This window comes from Acidobacteriota bacterium (genome assembly GCA_028874215.1).
In the GTDB taxonomy this organism is placed as follows: domain Bacteria; phylum Acidobacteriota; class UBA6911; order RPQK01; family JAJDTT01; genus JAJDTT01.
The window spans coordinates 49536-71083 of the sequence record JAPPLF010000016.1 but is presented as its reverse complement, the minus strand read 5'-3'; the positions used below and the strand labels follow the sequence as shown (position 1 = coordinate 71083).

Sequence of the window (21548 nt, the reverse complement as noted above, 5' to 3'; positions counted from 1 at the left end):
CTCGCGACTCCGCAGGCCCGGTTCAGCGAGCCAGCCAACCTCCATCCACGAACAGGCTGTGTCCCGTGACCATGGCGGACGCGGCGCTGGACAGGTAGAGGATGGCGCCGGCCAGGTCTCCCGTCTGGGCCACGCGCCGCAGGGGAGTGTACTCCTCGATGGCGGCCCGCATCTCGGAAATGTCGAGAATGGACGCGGCCAGCGGCGTGTCGGTGAAGGTGGGAGCGATTTCGTTGACCCGGACTCCCTGGGGACCCCATTCCGCCGCCAGCGCCCGGGTCAGGTTCACCACCGCCCCCTTGGCGGCATGGTAGGCCGAGTTGGGATACATGCCGCCTCCGCTGTGGCCCAGGATCGACGAGATGTTGACGATGCTTCCCCCTCCCCGGGCGGCCATCCGGCGGCCCGCTTCCCGGCAGCAAAGGAAGGTGGAGGTCAGGTTCCTGGTGAGCACCTCGTTCCAATCCTCCAGGCTCATCTCCATGGCCGCGACGTGCTTTCCGCCGCCCACGCTGTGGACCAGCACGTCCAGACGCCCGTACTCCTCCAGGACCTGTCCGAACCCGGCCGTCACCTCCCGCTCCCGGGTCACGTCCCACTCCCGGACCGCGGCCCGCCTTCCATCGCCGGAAATCTCCCCCGCGACCCGCTCCGCCGCCTGGCGGTCACGGTCGGCCACCACCACCGCGGCTCCGGCCTGGGCCAGGACATGGGACGCGGTGCGCCCGATGCTGCCGCCGCCGCCGGTGACCACTGCCACCCGGCCGTCCAGGCGAAAAAGCCCGTCGACCGCCGGGACGGAAGCTGAAGGGTTGCCCCCGGTCATGGTGAAGGCTCACCGGAAACCAGTCGCAGTCTGGCCTTGGTCAGGGTCAGCTCCCGATCCGGAGAGGACTCTCCGAGACCGGCCTCCACCAGGTTCTCACATTGTTCCAACGCGGAGGCAGGAAGCGCAAAAGCGATGCGAATCGGGTCCGTTTCCGCCTCCGGCGCCAGCAACCTTCCGCCCCCCAGAGCACTTCCATTGACGCGCACGGCCAACTGTTCCAATGCCTGCGGGGCGCCTTCCAACTCAAGGGTGAGTTCGGCGCCGCCCAGGCGTCCTTCCTCTTCCAGGCGCGGGACATCGTCGCCGATCACGATGGGAAACCGGGTTTGGCCTCCCGGCTCCAAACGCGCCGGCAGATGGCCCCCGCTGGAGATGAAGGCATAGGGGAACCACACCTCTTCGGCGGCCGAGTAGACCTTCTCCGTGCCCTCCAACGCCTTGGGGTCGTCGATGTCGTCCAGACAGGCATAGACTCGTTTCCTGAGCGCCCGCCACCGGGCCTCGTCGCGAATCTGCTCCCAGGGAGCCGTCAGATTCCAGAAGTAGATTCCGTCGGCGCCGCCGGCGTACCACTTGGTGGCCAGGGCCCGGGTCATTTCGACTCCCTTGCCATCCATCAGTTGGCCGGGATTGTTGATGCAGGGATAGAGCGGCACGCCGTAGGCATGGGCGGCCTCGGCCATCTTCGCCACGGGGAGGGAAAAATGGGCGTAACCCCCACCCAGGATCAGCATGTCCACCAGGCCCTCCCGCATCCAGGACTCCAGATCCAGGCCGATCCCGAGGGAGAGCTCCAGGTTGTCCGGAGTCCGGACCGCCAGCAGAAAGGGCCGGCCCCGCTCCTTGCCGATCTCGTCCATGCGCCCGCGAACCCTCCGGATGAAGGCAGTCATGAGGGAGACCTGCTCCGGGGTGATGGTCCCTCCTTCGAAGATGCTCTTGAAGAGGACGGGGTGGCGGATGAAGTCCAACTCGACACCGTCCAGGTCGTACCGGAGGCAGACCTCCTCGATGATCTCGAACTTGCGGTCCCGGACCACCTGGTGGGTGAAGTCCAGGGCCGTGGCGTAGAGGTTGGCCACGCGGGAACCGGGAAAGGCCGGTTCGGCGATGGCCGTCTGCAGCCCGCGGGTGCTCACCAGGAACTCGCGGTGGTCCAGCTTCCAGCGGGAGAGGTGCCCCTCGACAAAGCTGTCGTGGACGTCGTTCATGCGCACCGAGGCGAAGGCCTCCATGCCATGTTCATGGGCGAAGTCGTTGACGATCTTCAGCGGGCAGGTGCCGGCATCGACGAGGGCCCTGAGGTTCGCCGCGTAAGTGTTCATGTAGTCGGGCCGGTCCAATTGCTGACCGTCGCCGTAGATGGGTTGCACGCGGCTGTCGTAGGAGGGAGCGTCGCCGGCCAGGATCGACCAACTGATGGTAGTCACGGGGGTCCCGGGAAGGGCTTCGAGCCGCGGCGTCAGGAATCCTTCCACGGTGGAGGCTCCGGGGTGCATGAGGACGGCCGAGTCGCCGTTGAAGATAATCCGTCGTTTCCGCTGGCCGTTCTCTCCCTCCTGAGGCGGCTCGACGGCGCAGCCGGTGAGGAAACCCACCAGGAGCACCAGTGCGTAGACGCCGGCCCTGGCAGCGGCGCGCCTCGGGATTCGGACCGGAACGTGGGATCGGGGGTCGGCAGGAGAATTCATGGTCCTTCAGGCCCTTCGAATACAGCGATTTGAAAGTATTTTTAAGTGTGGGCACCCCCGGGCGCCGTCCCCGGATCATACCCGACCAACAGGCCAACTGGAACCTGGCGGGCTTTGCCAAAGCACTTTCTTCAATCGCATATTCCTCCGGCTCGTCGTTCTACTCTATGGAAGTTGACAACCGGCGGCGGTCAGCAGAAGAATGATTCGCACCGATCGGAACGAGGGCCCTTGATTGGACAATCGGGCTCAGTTCCTGTCCGCCGCAATTCGGATCCGCCGTGACGGGGACGTCAACGGAGAAGGAAATATGAATGTCGAACTGATGAGCGTCCTGGCGGCGGTGGTGGCGGTGGGAATCGGCTTGGCCGGATTGATTCTGGCCAGCGGCCGAGGGCTGCGGCACGAGATGCGCGACCTGCGGCACGAGACACGGGAAGAGATCCAGGACCTGCGCCTCGAGATGAGAGCGACCCGCCAGGAGACGCGGCAGGAGATCCAGGAGATGCGCCAGGAAACGCGGCAGGAGATCCAGGACCTGCGGCAGGAGTTGCGTCAGGAAGTGCAGGACATGCGCGGACAGATGGGACGGATCGATTCCCATATCGGCGAACTCCGAACCCATATCGGCGAACTCCGAGAACGCACGGCGGCCCTGGAAGGATTGCTGACGGGATTGCGAGAAGCCATCGTCCGGCGGGCCGTAGCGGGGTAGCGGGACAGGCATTCTTCTTCATCCGTCGGCGCGGCCCTTGCGGACTCCCTTTATCCGTCAGTAACCCACCTTGTAGATGACGTAGTCCCCGTACCCGGTGATGATCCGCGTGTAGCCGGAGAGTTCCTGGTCCAGGGCCGCATCGCCCGTATCCACCAGCAACGGCCGTCCGCCCAGGGAGACGAGCTTCTCCTTGGTGGCGATGATCAGGAGATTCTCCCGGCCCACCATGCGGATGATCTCCGGACTGATCTGCTGATTGCCCCGGCCCAGGATGTGCCCCTGGCCTCCGATGGCCGTCACCACGACCTTGGCCCTTTGTCCGTCGATCAGGTCCAGGAGTTGGTGCGCAGTGACGTCGTTGGCCAGCAGCTTCCTGTTCCGCACCACGTCCACCCCCAGCAGCGTGTTCTCGAGCTCCAACGCCTGGAGAATGCCCCGCGTGGTGGTTCCCGGTCCCACGGCGAAGACACAGTCCGGATCCTCCATGGCTCGAAGAACCTCCGCGCAGATTCCCTGGAGAGCTTCCGCTTCGTGGACGACCCCTCCCGCCTTCACGCTCTGGACGAACCGGTTCTCTTCCGGGACCCGCAGGTATCCGTAGAGCTTGGCCCGGACCACGCCCGCCCGGAAGGCCTCCTCGTCGATGTCCATAACCTCGGCGGAACGCATTCGCAGCAGACGGCGCTGCAGCCAGAGGACCACCAGCTCGCCGGCGCTCCGGGGGGTCACGGCATAGACGGCCGAGTGAATCTTGACGCCGGCGGGAACTCCCAGAACCGGCACTTCCTCCCCGACGGCTTGGTAGAGGTCGCGGGCGGTTCCATCCCCGCCGGCAAAGAGGATCAGGTCGGCGCCGGCAGCGGCCATCCGGCGGGCCGCCCGCCGGGTGTCTTCGGGAGTCGTCTGTTCGCCCGCGGTGCGTCCGATGACGGTGGCTGGGAGACCCGACAGAGCACAGGACTCCTCGCCCATCTGGCGGGGGTAGGTGAAAACCCGGGCCTGGTCCTGGAATTCGGAGACGGCCTTCAGCGCTTGGGCCATCCGTCCCGGGGCCTCGGGCCGGGCCCCCAACTCGCGGGCGCGGCGCAGGATCTCGACTCCGTCGCTCCCCTTGAGCCCCACCCGGCCGCCCATGCCGGCGACGGGATTGACGATGACGCCGAGCGTGCGCCGAGGCATTAATCGGAGTTCTTGGCGGCCTGTTTCTTCACGTACTGGCGCCAGGTCACCGCGATCCGCTCGGGCTCGTCGATGCTGGGCGCCGGGACCTTGTGAATCGCCGAATTATGCGGCGCGCTCTTGACCAGTTCCGGGTTTTCGTAGGCTTCCTTGGAGATCTGGCGCAATACGGCCACATACTCGTCGATGTCGTCCTTGGAGTAGGACTCGCACGGCTCCAGGGTGAAGGGCTCGGGGACGATCCAGGGGTGATGGCTGGGCCAGTAGTGCTGGATCCCGTAGTCGGCGATTCTGCGGTTGATGTCGTCGGTTCCGACGCCCGTATCCCGGTTCAGCTTGCCCCAACTGTAGCGCACCTGCTCCAGGCGCCGCTTTTCTTCCGAGTACTGGATGACGACCCCGGGCACCTGGCTCAGCTTCTTCAACATGTAGTTGTTGTTGAGGACGGAGCACTCGGCCACTTCCCGCAACCCGTCGGCGCCGAGCTGCATGATCCAGGCATAAGCCTTGAGGACTCCCTGCGCGTTCCCCAGAAAGGAACGGACCCGGCCGATGCTCTCCGGTTCGCCCTGGTAGTCCAACGAGTAGCGCTCGCCGTCGAACTCGACCCGGGGCAGGGGAAGATAACGCTTCAACTCGTCCACCACGCCGACGGCGCCGATGGCGGGTCCCATGCAGGCGTGCGGCATGGAGAAGGTCTTGTGGACGTTGAAGTGGCAGAGATCGAAGCCCGCCTCTTTCGCTCGCGTCACCCCCAGGAGGCCGTTGGCGTTGGCCTGGTCGTAGCTGCAGAGGGCGCCCGCGCCGTGGGCGATGTCGACGAATTCCTTGATCTGCGGGTTGTAGAGGCCCGTGTCCTCGGGGTTGGTGATGAAGATGCCTGCCGTCCGCTCGGAGACGGCCGCCCTCATGGCGTCGACGTGGGGGTATCCGGTCTCGTCCGGCATCAGGGTGACGACCTTGTAACCCGCGGTGGCGCCGGTGGCCGCGTCGCAAGGGTGGGAGAACATGGTGGTGATCACCTCGTCGCGCTGGTGATCGCCTCGGGAGGCGTGGTAGGCGCGCACCATGGAGGCGTTGGTGAAGACCCCCTGGGCGCCCCCTCCCGGCTGGAAGCTGAACCGGTCCAAGCCCGAGATCTCCTTCAGGAACTGCTCGAACTGGTAGTAGACATGCAGGATCCCCTGAATCGTGCTCTCGTCCTGCAGGGGATGGACCTCGGCCATGCCCGGGTTTCGGGTCGCGACGTGCTCCTGGATCTTGGGGCTGTACTTCATGGTACAGGTGCCCTGGCTGATGTCGATGTTGACGTCGGTCCCCAGGGTCTCCTGGGAGAGGCGCATGTAGTGGCGGTTCACCCGCATCTGGTTGATTTCCGGCAGGGCCGGCGGCTGTTTCCGTCTCAGGTTCTCCGGAATCCGGGAGGTTCCGTCTCCCACCGCTTCCCGGATGCCGGGCTCGGCCTCGGGAACCAGGATTCCCCGTTCCCCGGGTACGTGCATTTCGCAGATGATCTCTTCGTCCCATCGAGCCTGGTGGTATTTCCTGAGCAACGTCTCCCGGTCTCTGCCCATGGTCCCGATCTCCTTCCCGGTTCCGGAATCCTCGGTTCGCCGGATCCTGATTCAGCTACAGCACTCACCCAGGACCTGGGCCAGCGTGTGGATGTCGTCCTGGGTGATTCTCTCGGTCACGCAATAGAGGGCGCTCTGGCCCAACTCGGGAAACTCCCGCGACAGGTCCTTGCCTCCGAAGATCTTACGATCCAGGAGCGCGGCGTTGATCTCACCGACGCTCTTGCCGGTCCCGTCGAAGTTCACGACGAACTCCTTGAAGAACGGGGTCTCCGACGCGACCCGGACCCCCGGGATCCGGGCCATCTCCCGGGCGGCGTACTGGGACTTCTGGAGGATGGTCCGTCCGATCTCCTCCATGCCCTGGGGACCCATCAGCGCCAGGTAGACGCCGGCCGTAATGGCCCAGAGTCCCGTGGTGGTTCCCGTGTACTCCTTGCCCTGTTCCCGGGAACCGTAGGAGGTCCGGTCGAAGAGCACCTCGCCGAATCCCCATTCGCCCTTCCGCACGGTCTCGGTGATCCCGAACATGAGGTCCTTGAACTCGGCCACGTACCGCATGTCGTCGTGGGTGGCGATGAAGCCGCCCTGTCCGCCGCCGCACTGGATGTGCATTCCCAGGGGCTGGAAGTCTCCACAGGCGAAGGTCCCGCCGTAGTGGGCGGGAGGAGCCAGGACTCCCAGGGAAATGGGATCGGTGTAGACCACGAACTCGGCCCCGGCATTCCGGGCGATCTCCCCGATCTCCTCGGCCTGAGTCTCGATGTTGCCCAGGTAACCGGGATTCTCGATGAGGACCGCCGCCGTGTTCGAGGAGACGGAGGACCGGAGTTGATCCAGGTCCAGCAGGCCGGAGCCGGGATCGAAGCCGATGGTTCGGATGGAAACCTGCGGTTCGCCGATACCGCCCAGGTAGTTTCGGACCACGGCCATCAGGTCCGGACTCGCGGAACCGGGAACCAGGACCTCGCTCCTGCCGGTGGTCCGGGAGGCCATCCGCAACGAGGTGGCCGCGGCGGCCGGACCGTCGTAGAGGGGGCAGCTCAGGACGTCCATGTCCAGCAGTTCCCCCATGAGGCTGGCGTACTCGAAGAGGGCCTGCCACTTCCCATGATCGGCGTAAGGCTCGCCCACGTACGCCGTCACGAACTCGCCCCGGCTGCTGATCTCGTCGCAGACCGCTGGGACGTGGTGCTGGGCGCAGCCGGCACCCAGAAAATTCAGGTGGTCATCGCAGTTCCGGTTCCGGTCCAGGATCTCCTCCAGGTGCCGTTTCAGGGAGTACTCGTCCAGGATCGGCTCGGGGAGGTCCATCTTCCGCTTCAGGATCAGATCGTCGGGGATCTCGGCGTAGAGATCCATGATGTCCCGGGCGCCCACTTCCTTGAGCATCCGGGCCTTGATTTCCGGGACCGAATTGGGGATGTAGGGGTAGACGATCCGCTTTTGACTCACGTTGCTCCTCCGTCTGCTCGACTCGGCGCCGTTGGGGAAAGACGACCCGGCGCCGGTGGCGCTCAGTCTACTACGAGCAAGACGGGAAAAGACAAGGCGGAGCGGGGTTTCCGAACCGCCGATTTTCTGGGCGCCGGTAAACGACGGAACGCCGCTACTCCTGGATCCGGTAGAGATGAGTCTTCGTGCGCAGGAAGAGCGCTCCGTCGGCCACGGCGGGCGATGCCATGAAGCCGTCGTCCAGCTTGTTTCGGGCCAGGATCTCCAGCGCATCGCCCGGTTGGATGATGGTGGCGACGCCGTCCTCGTCGAAGAAGTGGATCCGGCGGCTGGCATAAAGCACCGAGGAAGAGTGGAGACCCCCGATTCGTTCCTTCCAGATTTCCTCTCCACTCTTGAAGTCGATGCAAGTGGCGATCCCGTCGTTGCTCACCATGTAGACCCGCCCCCCGACCAGAACCGGGGAGGAGCGCTTGGGAGCGCCCCGGGCGTGTTTCCAGGCGACATGGGATCCGGTCACGTCGCCCCGGCCGCCGAGCCGGACCGCCCAAAGTTGCGCCGTTCCGCCGATATGCCCCGTGGCGATGCCCACCTGCCCGTCGGCGTAAAGGGTCCTGGGCGCCGATGAGTGACCGGTGTGGCGAATCTGCCAGATCTCGCGTCCGGTTCTGGGATCGTATCCATAGGCCCCTTTGGCGCCGGGACTGATGAGTTGTGGCTCTCCCTGGAAATCGACCACCAGCGGCGTATTGTAGGCCTTGCGGAAGTCTCCGGACGCGCGTGGGCGGCCGTCCTCCTCCAGGTCTCCGTAGTCCACCGATCGAAACGTCACCCACCGGTTGGCGCCGGTCGCCTTGTCCAGAGCCACCACGTACTGGACGTCGGCGCCGTCCATGTTCAGGAAGAGGAGGTCCTCCCAGAGATAGGGGGAAGAGGCCGGGCCGCGCCAGTGGTCGCAGGGGAGGTCCCGGCGTTGCCAGAGCACCTCGAAAGTCCCCGTGTCCAGGCAGGCGGTCCCATAGCTCCCGAAATTGATGTAGACGCGGCCTTCCTCGATGGTCGGAGAAGGACTGGCGTAGGAATTGTCGGGGTTGCTCAGGGGACGAGGTCTGGCGACGTCGAAGAGCTTCCGATCCAGCAGGATGCGTCCGCTGTCCCGGTCGACGCACAAGACGGAGAGCTCTTTTCCGTCCTCCGTGGCGGTGGTGAGCCAGACCTGTTTGTCGCGAATCACCGGCGAAGACCAGCCGCGGCCGTGAATCGGCGTCTTCCATCGAACGTTGAGCGTTTCGCCCCAGCGAAGAGGGAGGTTCGCGGCGTCGGAGATGCCGTTCCGGCCGGGACCTCGATAGTCGGGCCAGTTTCCGAACAGGGCCGCGCTCGAAATGCACGCGGCCAGAAGCAGGATCGGAATTCTCTTCATAGTCTCCTTTGCCGACTTGAAAGTAATACCAAAGCCGGTCGAGCTCGAAGTCAGTCGCAGACCAAGGGAATCGGCGACTGGAAATCGCCGTTCCACTACTCCTGGATCCGGTAGAGGTGTGTCTTCGTGCGCAGGAAGAGGGCTCCGTCGGCCACGGCGGGCGAGGCCATGAAACCGTCGTCCAGCTTGTTCCTGGCCAGGATTTCCGGTGTCTCCCCGGGTTGGAGAATGGTGGTTCGGCCGTCCTCGTCGAAATAGTGAATCCGGCCGGCGGCGTAGAGGACCGAGGCGGAGTGGAGACCGCCGATTCGTTTCTTCCAGATCTCCTGTCCGTTCCTGAAGTCGAGGCAGGTGGCGACCCCGTCGTTGCTCACCATGTAGACCCGCCCTCCGGACAGCACCGGAGAGGAGTGCTTCGGAGCGCCGCGCGCGTACTTCCACGCCACGTGGGTTCCGGTCACGTCGCCCCGGCCGCCGAGTCGGATCGCCCAAAGCTGGGCCGCGTTCCCGATGTATCCGGTGCCGATTCCGACCTGGCCGTCGGAGTAGAGGGTCCTCGGCGCCGACGAGTGACCCCCGTGGCGAATCTGCCAGATCTCGCGTCCGGTGCGGGGATCGTAGCCGTAGGCTCCCTTGGCGCTGGGGCTGATGAGTTGCGGTTCTCCCTGGAACTCGATCACCAGCGGCGTGTTGTAGGCCTTGCGGAAGTCTCCGGACATGCGGGGCCGGCCGTTCTCTTCCAGGTCTCCGTAGTCGACCGAGCGGAAGGTCACCCACCGGTTGAAGCCCGTGGCCTTGTCCAGAGCGGCCACGTACTGGACGTCGGCGCCGTCCATGTGGAGGAAGAGGAGGTCCTCCCAGAGCACGGGCGACGAGGCCGGGCCGCGCCAATGGTCACAGGGGAGGTCCCTTCGTTCCCAGATGACCTGGAACGTATCCGTGTCCAGGCAGGCGGTCCCGTAACTCCCGAAATGGACATACACCCGGCCCTCCTCGATGGTGGGCGAGGGGCTGGCATAGGTGTTGACGGCGTTGCTCAGGGGACGAGGTTTGGCGACGTCGAAGAGCTTGCGGTCGACGAGGATCTTGCCACTGTCGCGATCGATGCACAGAACGGAGAGCTTCTTGCCGTCCTCAGTGGCGGTGGTGAGCCAGACCTGTTTCCCCCAGATCACGGGCGAGGACCAGGCACGGCCATGAATGGGCGTCTTCCAGCGAACGTTGAGCGTCTCGCTCCAGCGCAGCGGCAGGTTCGCGACCTCGGACACACCGTCCCGGCGGGGGCCCCGGTAGTCCGGCCAGTTGGCGGACAGGGAGACGCCGGAAAAGCAGACGGCCAGGAGTAGGACCGGAATTTTCTTCATGTCTCCATCGCCTCCTGGACCGGAACGCCGGACCTGGACGGATCCTCAATCGGACGCGGCCCAGTTGGGGGCCGGACCCCACCGATCCGGCCAATCGACGGCGGCCAGATCGGCGGTGAGAGGATGCCACAGATCGACCTTCTGTCTCATCACTCCCAGGTTGTTGGGCATGTCGAACTTGTCCGGAAGCGGCTCCACGCGTCCGGGAACCCCCTTGACGAAGCTCTTCCTGGGAACGTCGCGGTGCACCACCGCCCCCGCGGCAATGAAGCTTCCCTCTCCGATGGTGATCCCCGGAAGGATGGTGCAACCGCCGCCGATGACGACCTCGTCTTCGATGGTGGCTCCGCTGGGCGTCGGCATGACTTCGTAACGGCAAGGCTCCCGGTCGTTCAGGAAGATGACCCCCGGTCCCACGAAGACATGGTCGCCGAACCAGGTCCGTGTCGGGATGTAGGTGTGAGCCATGACCCGCACCCCGTCTCCCATCCGGACGATCCCTTCCACCACTGAATGGTTGAAGATGGTGCAGTAGTCCCCGATCCGGACTTTGGCCCGGATGACCGCGTAGAGACCGGTCTGGAAATAGTCGCCGATCCGAGTGTCGCCGTAGATGACGGTCCCTTGCCGCAAGATCCCGTGGCGGCCGATTCGGGCCGGGCCGCAGTCCCGGTGATACCGGTATCCGAGCGTGACGTCGGGCTCGATGAAAGTGCCCTCACCGATGACGGCATTCTCCATCCGGGTCTCCCGGCCGGTGCGCTGGTGATGGGTCTGACCGTCACTCATTCGGGTTCCTCCCTCCGGGCGTATTCTTGCAGGTCCTGTCGGTTCCGGACATTCTGTCCTGCTCGGCGGAAGGACGCAACGAGGAGACCCGGGCCGGAATCCCGCGAGGCGTTTGTTCACTAAACTCGGAACCGGATCAATGCCGCTTGCGCACCGGAAGCGCCGTCCGGGCCTCGTGGTCCCGGATCATCTGCCCGTGAGTGACGGTTTTTGCCAAGTAACCTTCGGTGTCGAAGTCCGGAAAACGGTCCGGGGAGAATTCGGACGCATCGATGCTGGTCTGTCCGTCCACCATGTATTCCGCCAGGAGGAAACCGGCCACGGGATGGTAGCCGAAGCCGCCCGAGTTGAAGGTGACGGCAAGATAGAGCCCCGGCAGGGCGTCCACGGGACCGATATTGGGCAGAAAGTCCAAGGCGTAGCTCACCAGGCCCACGCGGTGGTAGTCGATCCCGACGCCTTGAATCAGGGGCAGGCGGTCCCGAACCGCCACCTGAATGAAGGGCAGGGAACGGGGATCGGGCACCAGTTCGGTGAGACGGAAGTCGGGTCCGGGCCTCTCGATCTGAACCGCTTCGTGGGCGCCGGTGCCCAAAAGAACACGATCATCCTCCGTGGGACGGTAATAGACGCCCTTGGCATCGTCGTTGGTGGCCGGGAGCCGGGGCGGATGTTCCAAGGGCATGGTGACCCACCGTTCGTGAACGAAGTTGCGCACCGGCAGCGGTTGACCCGCCTGCGCCATCAGGGAGTTGGCCCAGGCATTGACGGTGCAGACCACCGAGTCCGCCCGCAATTTCCCCGATTCCCGGGTCCGGACGCCCGTGACCCGTCCGCCTTCGATCAGGAAATCGTCGATGGTCACGCCTTCCCGGAGTTCCACTCCCATCTCCCGGACCTTGGCGCTGAGAGCGGGCAGGTAGCGGTCCGGCTCACTGTAACCGCCGCGCAGGTCCAGCACACCGTACTCGTCGCCGCCGATCCGTAGATCGGGGAATCGTTCCTCGATCTCACGCCGCCGCAACACCTGAAATCGAGCTCCAGCGCGACGGTGCATGGGATGCAGGCGGCGGGCCCGCTCGAACTGCCGGGAGTCCAGGAGATTCAGGCACCCGACCTGGTGAAAGTCGTAGTTTTCAAGGATCTTGTCGAACCGCTCGAAGATGTCGAAGGTGATGCCTCGCGCCCGGCTGGCTCCCTCGGTGGCCATCATCATGGTGTTGATGGCCCCCGACCGGCTGCTGGACCCGTCCCCCACCCGGCCCTTGTCCAGGAGCAGGACCTTCCGAACTCCCTTGTCGGCCAGATGGAACGAGGTGCTTAATCCGGCGATCCCGGCGCCGACGACGATCACCGACTGTGACGTGTTTGCCATGCTTCGTCCTCCAATCGGAGGCTATGGTACGCTGAATTCATGCCACAGTCGCCACCTCCCAAGCCATTGAAACCCCATCCCGGGATCCGGATCGAGAAGATTCCGGTCAGAGGCGCCGCCGGGCTCATCTTCGTCTTCGGCGTCATGTTCATTTTCTGGGCAGGAGTCCCGCCTGTCCGCGGTTTCCTGATTCTGGGAGTCGTGGGAGGCTTGGCAGCGTTTGCGGGACTCCGTTGGTGGCGCCACCGGAATCAAGGGCATACCGGCCGCCGGCTCTTCACCGAGACTAAAATCTCCGCTACCGCGGCGGGCCAACCCGGGCGCGCCGCGCCGTCACCGAAACAGGACTGACTCCTGGTTCTGATGCTTGTGAAAGAGGGCGGTCGGCACCGGTCATCGTGTCCTGCGCCCGCGAACGGCCAGATACTCCTATTATCAACAAGTTTCCACCCGGACAGTCCGCTGTGCGGGTAATGGACGTAAGTGAGGCAGAGTCGATATCCATGGGACCCGGACGAAACCAGCATCCTGCCGTTCCGTGTTGGGGCTACGGGCCGCACAACGGCCCGGAAGTCTGGGGGGCGCTCGATTCCGCGTTTATCTCCTGCGCCTCGGGCGACGAACAGTCGCCCATCGATCTGACGGCGGGCCAGTCCGCCGAGCTGGCGCCGATCGAGTTCGACTACCGCAGGACCCGATTCGCCATCGAGAACACCGGGCATACGATCCAGGTGAACCCGAACTCCGGCAGCGGCATCGTCCTCAACGGAGTACGCTCCGCCTTGGTGCAGTTTCACTTCCACCATCCCAGCGAACATACATTTGACGGCAGTCGACTGGCGCTGGAGATGCACCTGGTGCATCGAAGTGATTTCGGGTCGCTTACGGTGCTTGGAATTCTGTTCAAGGAAGGACCGGCGAGTGAGGCCCTGGCTCCAGTCTGGAAGCATCTTCCACCCGAAAAGTCCGAGTCGCAAATGGTGCCGGGCGAACTCGATTTGGCATTGCTCCTGCCTGCCGTCCGAACGACATGGAGGTACCGGGGTTCCCTCACCACTCCACCCTGCACCGAAGGTGTCGACTGGGTCGTCCTGACCGAGCCGCTATCGATGTCGAAGACGCAAATTGCCGCATTCGGCGCCATTCATCCACACAACTTTCGCCCTGTGCAGCCCCTCGGCGACCGCGTTCTGCTGCGCGAATGACCGCCGCGGCGCTGTCCTCCCCGTAGAGGCCCATTGCCTCTTGACTTGCATTCCGGGCTACCGATATGGTGTGCCTCATTGGAAAAACGCTCACGCAATGAGCGTTCGTTTCCGACCTTCAGCTTGAGGAGAGAGCGATAAATCGTTTCCTGGCGGCCTGCACGATCCTTGCCCTGGGGATTTCCGCCGGGACCGCCCAAGCGACTGACGTTCCGGCCGACGCACTCGATCGTTTTCCGGGCAAGGAGTGGGAAACCAGGCGTCCTGCGGACGTGGGCTTCGACGAGGATGCCCTGAGGAGGATCCTGCCGCGGGTCGGGATCGGGGGGACCATTGTCCGCCACGGATACGTGGTGGCCACCTGGGGCAACCAGAGGACTGCCGTCCAGACCGCGTCCATGGGCAAGACGTTTAACGCGACCTGCCTGGGCCTGGCCGTCGATGCCGGCCTGGTCGAGTTGGACGACCTGGTCTGGAAGACCTGGACGGGCGAGGGAGAGCTGTCCCATTCTTACAAATACCTCAACGAAGGCCACCATCGAAAAATCACCTGGAGGCATTTCGCCAACATGGTGTCGGGCTTTCCGGACATTGACCTGAGCCGGTCCGACGGCGAGATGGGGGATTCCACCTACAACTATGCCCACCGGGCGCCGGGGGGCGAATACATCTACAGCGACGGGGGGATGTGGCGGTTCGCCCAGGCCTTGACGGCGCTTTGGGGCAAGGATCTCAAGGACGTGCTGGACGAGAAGATCTTCCGGCATCTCCAAGTGCCCGCCGGGCGTTGGGACTGGATGCCCGCGCGTGTGATTCAGGAAAACCTCATGTACCCCTTCTGGCCGGGCTACGGACGCTACCTGGATCCGCCGTGGGAGATCGGCGGACACGCCGTCCGGGCCGGACCGGGCTGGGTGGTCATCAATTCGGACGACGCCGCCCGCTTCGGCTATCTCTTCCTGCGCAACGGGCGCTGGCGGGACCAGCAACTAGTCAGCAAGGAGTGGGTGGAGCAGACGCGCAAACCGCAAAGCCGCCGGCATGCCGGCCACGGGGGCGAGGACTACAGCCTGAACTGGTGGTTGCCGGGACAGGGCGTGCAGGAAGCGCGGGGCGGCAACATCAACTGGCAGGCCGTCTCCCGGATCTCGGTGGTCCCCGAGTACGATCTGGTGGTGGCCACCATCCGGACCAACTACGTAGCCCGTAAAGTCGTCGGATCCACCTATTTCGGATCCCAGTATCAGGGCGACCGGGATTGGGTCTTCCGGCTCTTGAAGACCATCGTGAAGTGAGACATTCGAACTGCGAACCGCAGGGAACTTAATTGACCGAAGGAGCGTAACCGATGCGAAGAATCCAGATTTCAATCCTTTTCCTGAGCGTTGCCATGCTGGCAGCGCCCCTGTCGGCCCAGATCACCACGGGCGGGATCAGCGGCCGGGTCACGGACGAGACGGGCGGCATCATCCCGGGCGTCGACGTCCTCCTGACCAACGTGGGAACGGCCCGGACCTTTGGCGCCGTCACCGGCGACACGGGGGCCTACAAGTTCGTTTTCCTGCAGCCGGGCGACTACTCGATTCGGGCGGAGTTGGCGGGATTTCAACCCGTGCTCCGGCGGGACATCGTGGTCCGGGTCAATGAAACCGTCGCCGTGGACATCACTCTCTCGCCGAGTGAGATCCAGGAGGTCGTGGAGGTCCTGGGGACACCCCCGCCCCTGCAGACCGAGTCGGGCGAAATCGGAGACGTGGTCGATCATGAGACGATCGTCAACCTCCCTTTGAACGGCCGCAATTTCATCCAGTTGGTGGAATTGCAGCCCGGAGCCGTCTCCACCCACAAGCTCCCCGGAGGGGGGATCAGCTTTCACAGCAGCATTTTCGGCGGCAACTTCTCGGTGCACGGGGCGCCGGCTGAAGGCACGGTCTTCCTGCTGGACGGGATCGACATGAAGGACGCGGTCGATACCCGAGTCGGATTCCGCATGACCGTCGACGCCATCCAGGAGTTCAAGTTCCAGGCCGGGAACTACTCGGCCGCGTTCGGACGGGCTTCGGGAGGTGTGGTCAATATCGCTTCCCGCGCAGGGGTGAACGATTACCACGGTTCCGCCTGGGGCTTTTTCCGGAACGACGCCTTTGACGCCCGCACCTTCTTCGCCGCGGAGAAGGAGCCCTTCTCGCAGCAGAATATGGGTGTGGCCATCGGCGGACCGATCGTGGAAGACCAGACCTTTTTCTTCGTCACCTACGAGGCGATCCGGTCGGACAAGGAAGTGACCCGCGCCGTCAGCGTACCCACCGATCTGCAACGGCGGGGAGACTTCAGCGAGGGCAATCCCATCTTCAACCCCTTCGACGTCGACCCCGACACCGGTCTGCGCGCGCCTTTTGCGAACAAGGTGATCCCCGAGAACATGTGGCATCCGGCCTCGGTCAAGGCCTTCACGCGGTTGTTTCCCACGGCGAATCGTCCCGGTGTGGTCAGTAATCTCGTCGATTCGTCAATCCAGGAGGTCATCAGCGACCAGTTGAACATTCGGATCGACCAGAGGATCGGAGAGGAAGACACCATCTTCGGCCGCTATACGCTGGTGAAGTACGACCGCCTTTGGCCCTTCGTCTTCGCTTCGCTCCCCAATTTCACCACCGTCTGGAAGTCCCCGGCTCAGAATGCCGTGCTGGGTCATACCCACACGTTCGGAGCCAGTGCGGTGAACGACCTCCGGGTCGGCTTCAACCGGCACACGCAGGTCCTGGAGGACTCGGAACAGGAAGTGGCGGTCAACGAGGAGTTGGGGATCCACGGATTGAGTCCCCGTTTTCTGGGCAACCCCAACATCAACATCGCCGGTCTGGGCGGCACCGGGGCCATCGCCAATGCGCCCAACAATCGCTCCGACAACCAGTTCGCGGTGAGGGAGAACTTCTCCTACATCACCGGCAACCACAACATTTCCACGGGCGCCTCCGTCGACTGGTACCAGATGAACGGCGGCCATGCCCTGTTTGCCCACGGCTTGTTCACCTTCAACGGAATTTTCACGTCGCAGTTGACCGAAACCGGGACTCAGCCGGGGACGGGGAACCCCGTGGCGGACTACATTCTGGGCGTACCCAACCGGACCTCCCGGTGTTGCACGGTCAATGACGGTTTCCGCAACTTCCGCAAGAAGGACTTCGGCATCTACATCAACGACGACTGGAAGGTGTCGCCTGATCTGACCTTGAACCTGGGGGTGCGGTACGAGCTGTTCCAGCCCCCCTATGAGAAACACGGGCGCTACGCCCAGCCGGATTACTCCAGTGCACCCGAGCTGGTTCTGGCGCACGCCGGAGAGGACATCCCGCGGGGAGTCTACAAGGCGGACAAGAACAACTTCGCCCCCCGGCTGGGTTTTGCATACCGGATCAACGACCAGACCGTTCTTCGCGGCGGCTACGGGCTTTTCTACATGTCCCCCAACATGGTCTTCTCGTTCTTCGCCGCCATGTCGCCTCCCTACGTCAGTCCGGAGACCTTCATCTCGGACACCAGGACACCCCAGTTGTCCTTCAGCGCCCCGTTTCCCGGGGTTGGGCTTCCCAGCTTGAACTTCTACTCCAACGATCCCGGATGGACGGACCCCTACAACCAGGTCTGGAACCTGACCCTGCAGCGGCAGATCGGGAATACCGCCATTTCCGCCTCCTATATCGGCAACCGGGGGAGCAACCTCCTCACCGTTTTCAATGCCAACTCACCGCTGAGACCGGGACCGGGATCCGTTGCCTCGCGCCGAATTATCCCTTCCATCGTGAACGACACCCGGACCGACAACCAGGGCTGGTCGAGCTACAACGGGCTGGAGTTGAGGGCGGAGCAGCGATTCTCCGGCGGCCTGGGCTTCCTTGTCTCCTATGTCTGGTCCAGGTGCATGGATACCGGGAGTGTCCAGGTCAACGGGGACGGTTCTCCCCGGGGGACACGGGACCCGCGCAACTTCGAAGAGGATTGGGGACCCTGTCAATATGACGTTCCGCACCGCTTCGCAGCGAACTGGGTCTATCAGCTTCCCTTCGGCAAGGGAATGGGGGGCCTCGGCGGAATGTTGCTCCGGAACTGGCGGATTCAAGGGATCGTGACGCTGGAGGGCGGCCAGCCGTTCCACATCGGACTGCCCTACGACAACAGCAACACCGGACTCGGAACGGACACTCCGGATTGGGTGTCGGGTCAGGACCCCAACGCCGGCCCCAAGACCGTGCAGCAGTTCTTCAACATCAGGGCCTTCCAGAATCCACAGCCGTTCACTTATGGGAATCTGGGCCGAAACGTGACCCGCGGTCCGGGGTTCGCCAACGTCGACTTCGGGCTGCATCGCAGGTTCCCGATCACCGAAGACCATGTGCTCGAATTTCGAGGGGAGGTGTTCAACGTCCTCAACCGGGCCAACTTCCTGCAGCCGGCCAATACCTTCGGCACCCCGGCCTTCGGCGTGATCGGCGGTGCGTTCGAGGCGCGGGAAATCCAGTTCTCGCTGAAGTACACGTTCTAAGGAGCGGCGGTTTTCCTACCGCCGGTAGGAGCGGGAGCGGCGGTTTCCAACCGCCGAATTGCGGAGTGAGCATGAACGAGTGCGAAACGCGCCCCATTGGCATTCGCCTGCACATGCGGCACCATGCACGGGCGATTAAAACTCGCCGTTCCGTGGCGCTGATCGTCCTCTCCGTCCTGCTTGGCTCTAGCGGTCTCGACCGGGCGTCGGCGCGCCCGGCTGCCGGGCATGAGGAGGTCACGCTGGATCTCGGATCGGGGGTAAAACTGGAACTGGTCCGGATCCCGCCCGGCGAGTTCATGATGGGGGAGACCGACTGGTCTCGTGCCTTGATCGGTCTCTTCGCTCCCCATGATCTGCGCGCCCGCCAGGTGACCATTACCAAAGCCTTCCATCTCGGGAAGTACGAGGTCACCGTCGGGCAGTTCCAGCGCTTCGTGGAGGACAGCGGCTACGAAACGGACGCCGAAACGGGTCGCCGATCCTGGCGGGAACTGGGGAAAGGCTGCTACACCATGGGCGGAGGGAGCTGGGGTCCCAAATCCGGCGCCTCCTGGCGAAATCCCGGTTTTCCCCAAGACTCGGACCATCCCGTGACCTGCATCAGTTGGTTCGACGCCGCCGAGTTCTGCCGCTGGCTGAGCGCCGAGACCGGACGAACGGTTCGTCTACCAACCGAGGGTGAGCTGGAATACGGCCAGCGGGCCCTGACCGTCACCCGCTACTACTGGGGCAAGAGGCCGGCCGACTACGTGCGGGATCCCCGGCTTCCCAGCGGCTACTGGGCCAACGTGGCGGATGCCGCCATGGCGGACGTTTCCGACGCCGACCTGTTCCTGACGGGGACCGAAATGCGCAGTCTCATCCCCGAGGGAAGGGACGACGGATACGAGGGCACGGCTCCCGTGGGAAAGTTCTATCCCAACCCGCGAGGCCTCTTCGACGCCATCGGCAACGTCTGGGAATACACCCTGGACTGGGCGGGGGAAGACCCGGCCCGAACCGATCCACGAGGACCGGAGGCCGAGGGAGTCCGCAGCATGCGGGGAGGAAGTTGGCTCAACAGCCCGGACGCCTATCGGCCTTCATTCCGGCCGGAAATCGAGCCCGGCGGGCGGACCAGCACCCGGGGAATGCGTGTCCTGGTGGAAGAGTGACCTCTTCGAATCGAGACCTCCCGTGTCTCCGGTTCCCGATTCCTCCAGATCTTCACTTTCAATCGTCGCTCCTTCAGAAGGAATCGAGGACTTACCGTCCGAACCATTCCGAGATTTCGGGCAGGAGTATCCAAGAGACGAAATCGGCTGACCGGAGGATTTCCCATGTCCCGGTCTGAGTACGATGTGCAACTGGACCGTCGGGTCCGGGTCCCGATGAGAGACGGAGTCGAGCTGGCGGCCGTCGTCGTTCGGCCGAAAGCGGAGGGCAGGTTTCCGGCCATCATGGCCTACAACCCCTATCGTTGGCTGAGGCAGGTCAAAGATACGAGCTCAGAATCGACCTACAACCACCGCTGGGACGGGCCTCCCTACTTTGCCCAACGGGGCTACGCCGTCATCTACTTCGATGTCCGCGGCACCGGAAATTCCGGAGGGACGACGCAGGACGTCTATTCCGACGAGGAGCGCCGGGACGCCTGCGACATGGTGGAATGGATCGCCGCCCAACCCTGGTGCAGCGGCAACGTCGGGATGTGGGGCATGTCCTACGGCGGTGTGGTTCAGTGGCAGGTGGGGGTGCAGAATCCTCCCGCGCTGAAGACCCTGGTGATCGGATCCTCCAACGACGACGTCTACCTGGATTGGACGAATCCGGGCGGCAGCATCCGTCCCTACATGTTCGACAGCTTCGCCCCCATGATGACCGCCTTCAACGCGGCGCCGCCCGACGCAGATATCGTTGGGCCCGAGTGGAGCCGACTGTGGGAAGAGCGGCTGGAGAAGAACGTTCCCTGGGGGATCGGCTTCATTTCGAATCTGCTCCAGGGGCCCTACTGGCGTGATCGCTCACTGCAGCCGGACTACAGCCGGATCAAGGTTCCCGTCATGTTCTGGTGCGGTTGGGCCGACCCTTATCCCACCCCCATCCTGCGGGCCTTCTCCAAGCTGGAAGTCCCCAAGAAGATCCTGTTGGGTCCTTGGGGACACTACTGGCCGGAAGAAGCCCTGCCCGGTCCCAGGATCGATTTCAGGCACGAGATGCTCAAGTGGTTCGACCAGTGGCTCAAAGGGGAAGACACCGGCGTCATGGAAGAGCCCGCCGTGACTCTCTTCATTCGCCGCTACAAGCGGCCCGCGGCTCATATGTACCTGGAGGACGCCGGATTCTGGAGACATGAAAACGAGTGGCCGCCGGCCCGGAATCAGGACACTCCATTTTACCTCCAACCTGACGGACGGCTGAATCGAATGAGACCCCCCGGCGAGAGCGCGTCCGACGAGTACGCGTACGACCCGTCGGTCGGGATCAGCGCGGGGATCTACTGGGGCGGGGGAATCATGCCCTGGGCCATGCCGGTGGACCAGCGGCTCGACGACGCCTGCTCCATGACCTACACCACTTCACCGCTGGAGCAGGACCTGGAGGTCACGGGGAATCCGAAGGCCGTGCTTTATGCCGCCTCCACGGCCGACGCGGCCTACTTCCACGTGAAGCTCACGGATGTGGCGCCCGACGGCACCTCGAAATGGCTGACCGACGGCGGATTGCTCGCCACGCACCGCGATTCCCACTCGAATCCGGAACCCATGAATCCCGGACAGATCTACGAGCTGGAAATCGACCTGAAATATGTCTCCTACCTGTTCGAGAAAGGCCACCGCATCCGGGTCAGCATTGCCAGTTCGGATTTTCAGAATGCTTGGCCCACTGCCAAGCCCGCCGTCAACGCCATCCACCGGGACGGGCGGCATCCTTCTCATGTCGTCTTGCCGGTGACGCCTGCTCAGGCTCCATCCATAGGCCGACCGGAATTCAGGCCTTCTCCGAGGCCGCCCGCGACAATGGCGGACATCAGCAGCAGCACCCGGCACGAGATCAGGCACGACCTGGTGAACGAATCGGTGACGGCCACTCTGGAGAGAGTCTCCGAGACGGGTCCGGCGCCAGGACTGGCGCATTCCACCTATACGGTGTCGAGACGGGATCCCGCGGAAACGGTTCTCAAGGCCCGTTACGTTTACCAGGTCCCGCCCGCGGGGTCGGGAATGACCGTGGAAGCCAATGAATTTCTGATCAGCGATCTGGAGGCGTTCCATTTCGTGAGCCAGGTGGAGGTGACGATGAACGGGAAGCGTCACTTCCACAAGAGTTGGAGAGTCAGCGTGCCCCGACAATTGAACTGAAACGCGGCCTCGTCCGGCGTCCGGCTGGAACGACCGATGCCAAGAGAATCGGGCAACAG

At 63.9% G+C, this 21548-nt stretch carries 16 protein-coding genes; 7 read left to right on the top strand and 9 right to left on the bottom strand.

Features of this window, described 5'->3' with window-relative positions:
• Positions 1 to 22: 22 nt before the first annotated feature.
• Both OXT71_03055 and OXT71_03050 read right to left on the bottom strand, forming a co-directional pair.
• On the bottom strand, positions 23 to 826 hold the full coding sequence (locus tag OXT71_03055; GenBank protein MDE2925356.1) for an SDR family oxidoreductase: 804 nt from the start codon (positions 824 to 826) through the stop codon (positions 23 to 25).
• Positions 823 to 2520 (bottom strand): hypothetical protein, encoded by a 1698-nt coding sequence (locus OXT71_03050; GenBank protein MDE2925355.1) that lies wholly within the window; start codon positions 2518 to 2520, stop codon positions 823 to 825. Before OXT71_03050 ends, OXT71_03055 begins: the two co-directional genes overlap by 4 nt.
• 310 nt (positions 2521 to 2830) lie before the next feature.
• On the opposite strand from OXT71_03050, the gene OXT71_03045 reads away from it, so the two are divergent.
• Positions 2831 to 3235, top strand: a complete 405-nt coding sequence (locus OXT71_03045; protein ID MDE2925354.1) for a hypothetical protein — start codon at positions 2831 to 2833, stop codon at positions 3233 to 3235.
• Between the two features lie 57 nt (positions 3236 to 3292).
• Here OXT71_03045 and OXT71_03040 read toward each other — a convergent pair whose 3' ends face one another.
• From OXT71_03040 to OXT71_03010, 7 genes are all read right to left on the bottom strand, one after another.
• The gene (locus OXT71_03040; protein ID MDE2925353.1) at positions 3293 to 4417 is read right to left on the bottom strand and encodes an ATP-NAD kinase family protein; all 1125 of its coding nucleotides are present in this window, start codon (positions 4415 to 4417) and stop codon (positions 3293 to 3295) included.
• Entirely contained in the window at positions 4417 to 5991 is a 1575-nt protein-coding gene (gene gcvPB / locus OXT71_03035; GenBank protein MDE2925352.1) for an aminomethyl-transferring glycine dehydrogenase subunit GcvPB, read from the bottom strand. The genes OXT71_03040 and gcvPB overlap by 1 nt, the downstream gene beginning before the upstream one ends.
• 51 nt (positions 5992 to 6042) lie before the next feature.
• Positions 6043 to 7446, bottom strand: coding sequence for an aminomethyl-transferring glycine dehydrogenase subunit GcvPA (gcvPA, locus tag OXT71_03030; GenBank protein MDE2925351.1), 1404 nt, complete (start codon positions 7444 to 7446; stop codon positions 6043 to 6045).
• Positions 7447 to 7600: 154 nt separating this feature from the next.
• Positions 7601 to 8869, bottom strand: a complete 1269-nt coding sequence (locus OXT71_03025; protein ID MDE2925350.1) for a PQQ-binding-like beta-propeller repeat protein — start codon at positions 8867 to 8869, stop codon at positions 7601 to 7603.
• Positions 8870 to 8964: 95 nt separating this feature from the next.
• Positions 8965 to 10233, bottom strand: a complete 1269-nt coding sequence (locus OXT71_03020) for a PQQ-binding-like beta-propeller repeat protein (GenBank protein MDE2925349.1) — start codon at positions 10231 to 10233, stop codon at positions 8965 to 8967.
• A gap of 45 nt (positions 10234 to 10278) precedes the next feature.
• Positions 10279 to 11022, bottom strand: coding sequence for an acyltransferase (locus OXT71_03015; GenBank protein ID MDE2925348.1), 744 nt, complete (start codon positions 11020 to 11022; stop codon positions 10279 to 10281).
• Between the two features lie 136 nt (positions 11023 to 11158).
• Entirely contained in the window at positions 11159 to 12397 is a 1239-nt protein-coding gene (locus tag OXT71_03010) for an FAD-binding oxidoreductase (GenBank protein ID MDE2925347.1), read from the bottom strand.
• Between the two features lie 39 nt (positions 12398 to 12436).
• Here OXT71_03010 and OXT71_03005 point away from each other — a divergent pair, with 39 nt between their 5' ends.
• The 6 genes from OXT71_03005 (at position 12437) to OXT71_02980 (ending at position 21489) form a co-directional block, all read left to right on the top strand.
• Positions 12437 to 12748, top strand: coding sequence for a hypothetical protein (locus OXT71_03005; protein ID MDE2925346.1), 312 nt, complete (start codon positions 12437 to 12439; stop codon positions 12746 to 12748).
• Positions 12749 to 12900: 152 nt separating this feature from the next.
• Positions 12901 to 13602 carry a carbonic anhydrase family protein gene (locus OXT71_03000; protein MDE2925345.1) on the top strand — a complete coding sequence of 234 codons (702 nt, stop codon included), beginning with the start codon at positions 12901 to 12903 and terminating at the stop codon, positions 13600 to 13602.
• 272 nt (positions 13603 to 13874) lie between these two features.
• Positions 13875 to 14897: a serine hydrolase gene (locus OXT71_02995; GenBank protein ID MDE2925344.1), complete on the top strand. Its 1023-nt coding sequence runs from the start codon at positions 13875 to 13877 to the stop codon at positions 14895 to 14897.
• Between the two features lie 53 nt (positions 14898 to 14950).
• Positions 14951 to 18145: a TonB-dependent receptor gene (locus OXT71_02990; protein ID MDE2925343.1), complete on the top strand. Its 3195-nt coding sequence runs from the start codon at positions 14951 to 14953 to the stop codon at positions 18143 to 18145.
• A gap of 71 nt (positions 18146 to 18216) precedes the next feature.
• Positions 18217 to 19302 carry an SUMF1/EgtB/PvdO family nonheme iron enzyme gene (locus OXT71_02985; GenBank protein MDE2925342.1) on the top strand — a complete coding sequence of 362 codons (1086 nt, stop codon included), beginning with the start codon at positions 18217 to 18219 and terminating at the stop codon, positions 19300 to 19302.
• Between the two features lie 165 nt (positions 19303 to 19467).
• The gene (locus OXT71_02980; GenBank protein MDE2925341.1) at positions 19468 to 21489 is read left to right on the top strand and encodes a CocE/NonD family hydrolase; all 2022 of its coding nucleotides are present in this window, start codon (positions 19468 to 19470) and stop codon (positions 21487 to 21489) included.
• Positions 21490 to 21548 lie beyond the last annotated feature (59 nt).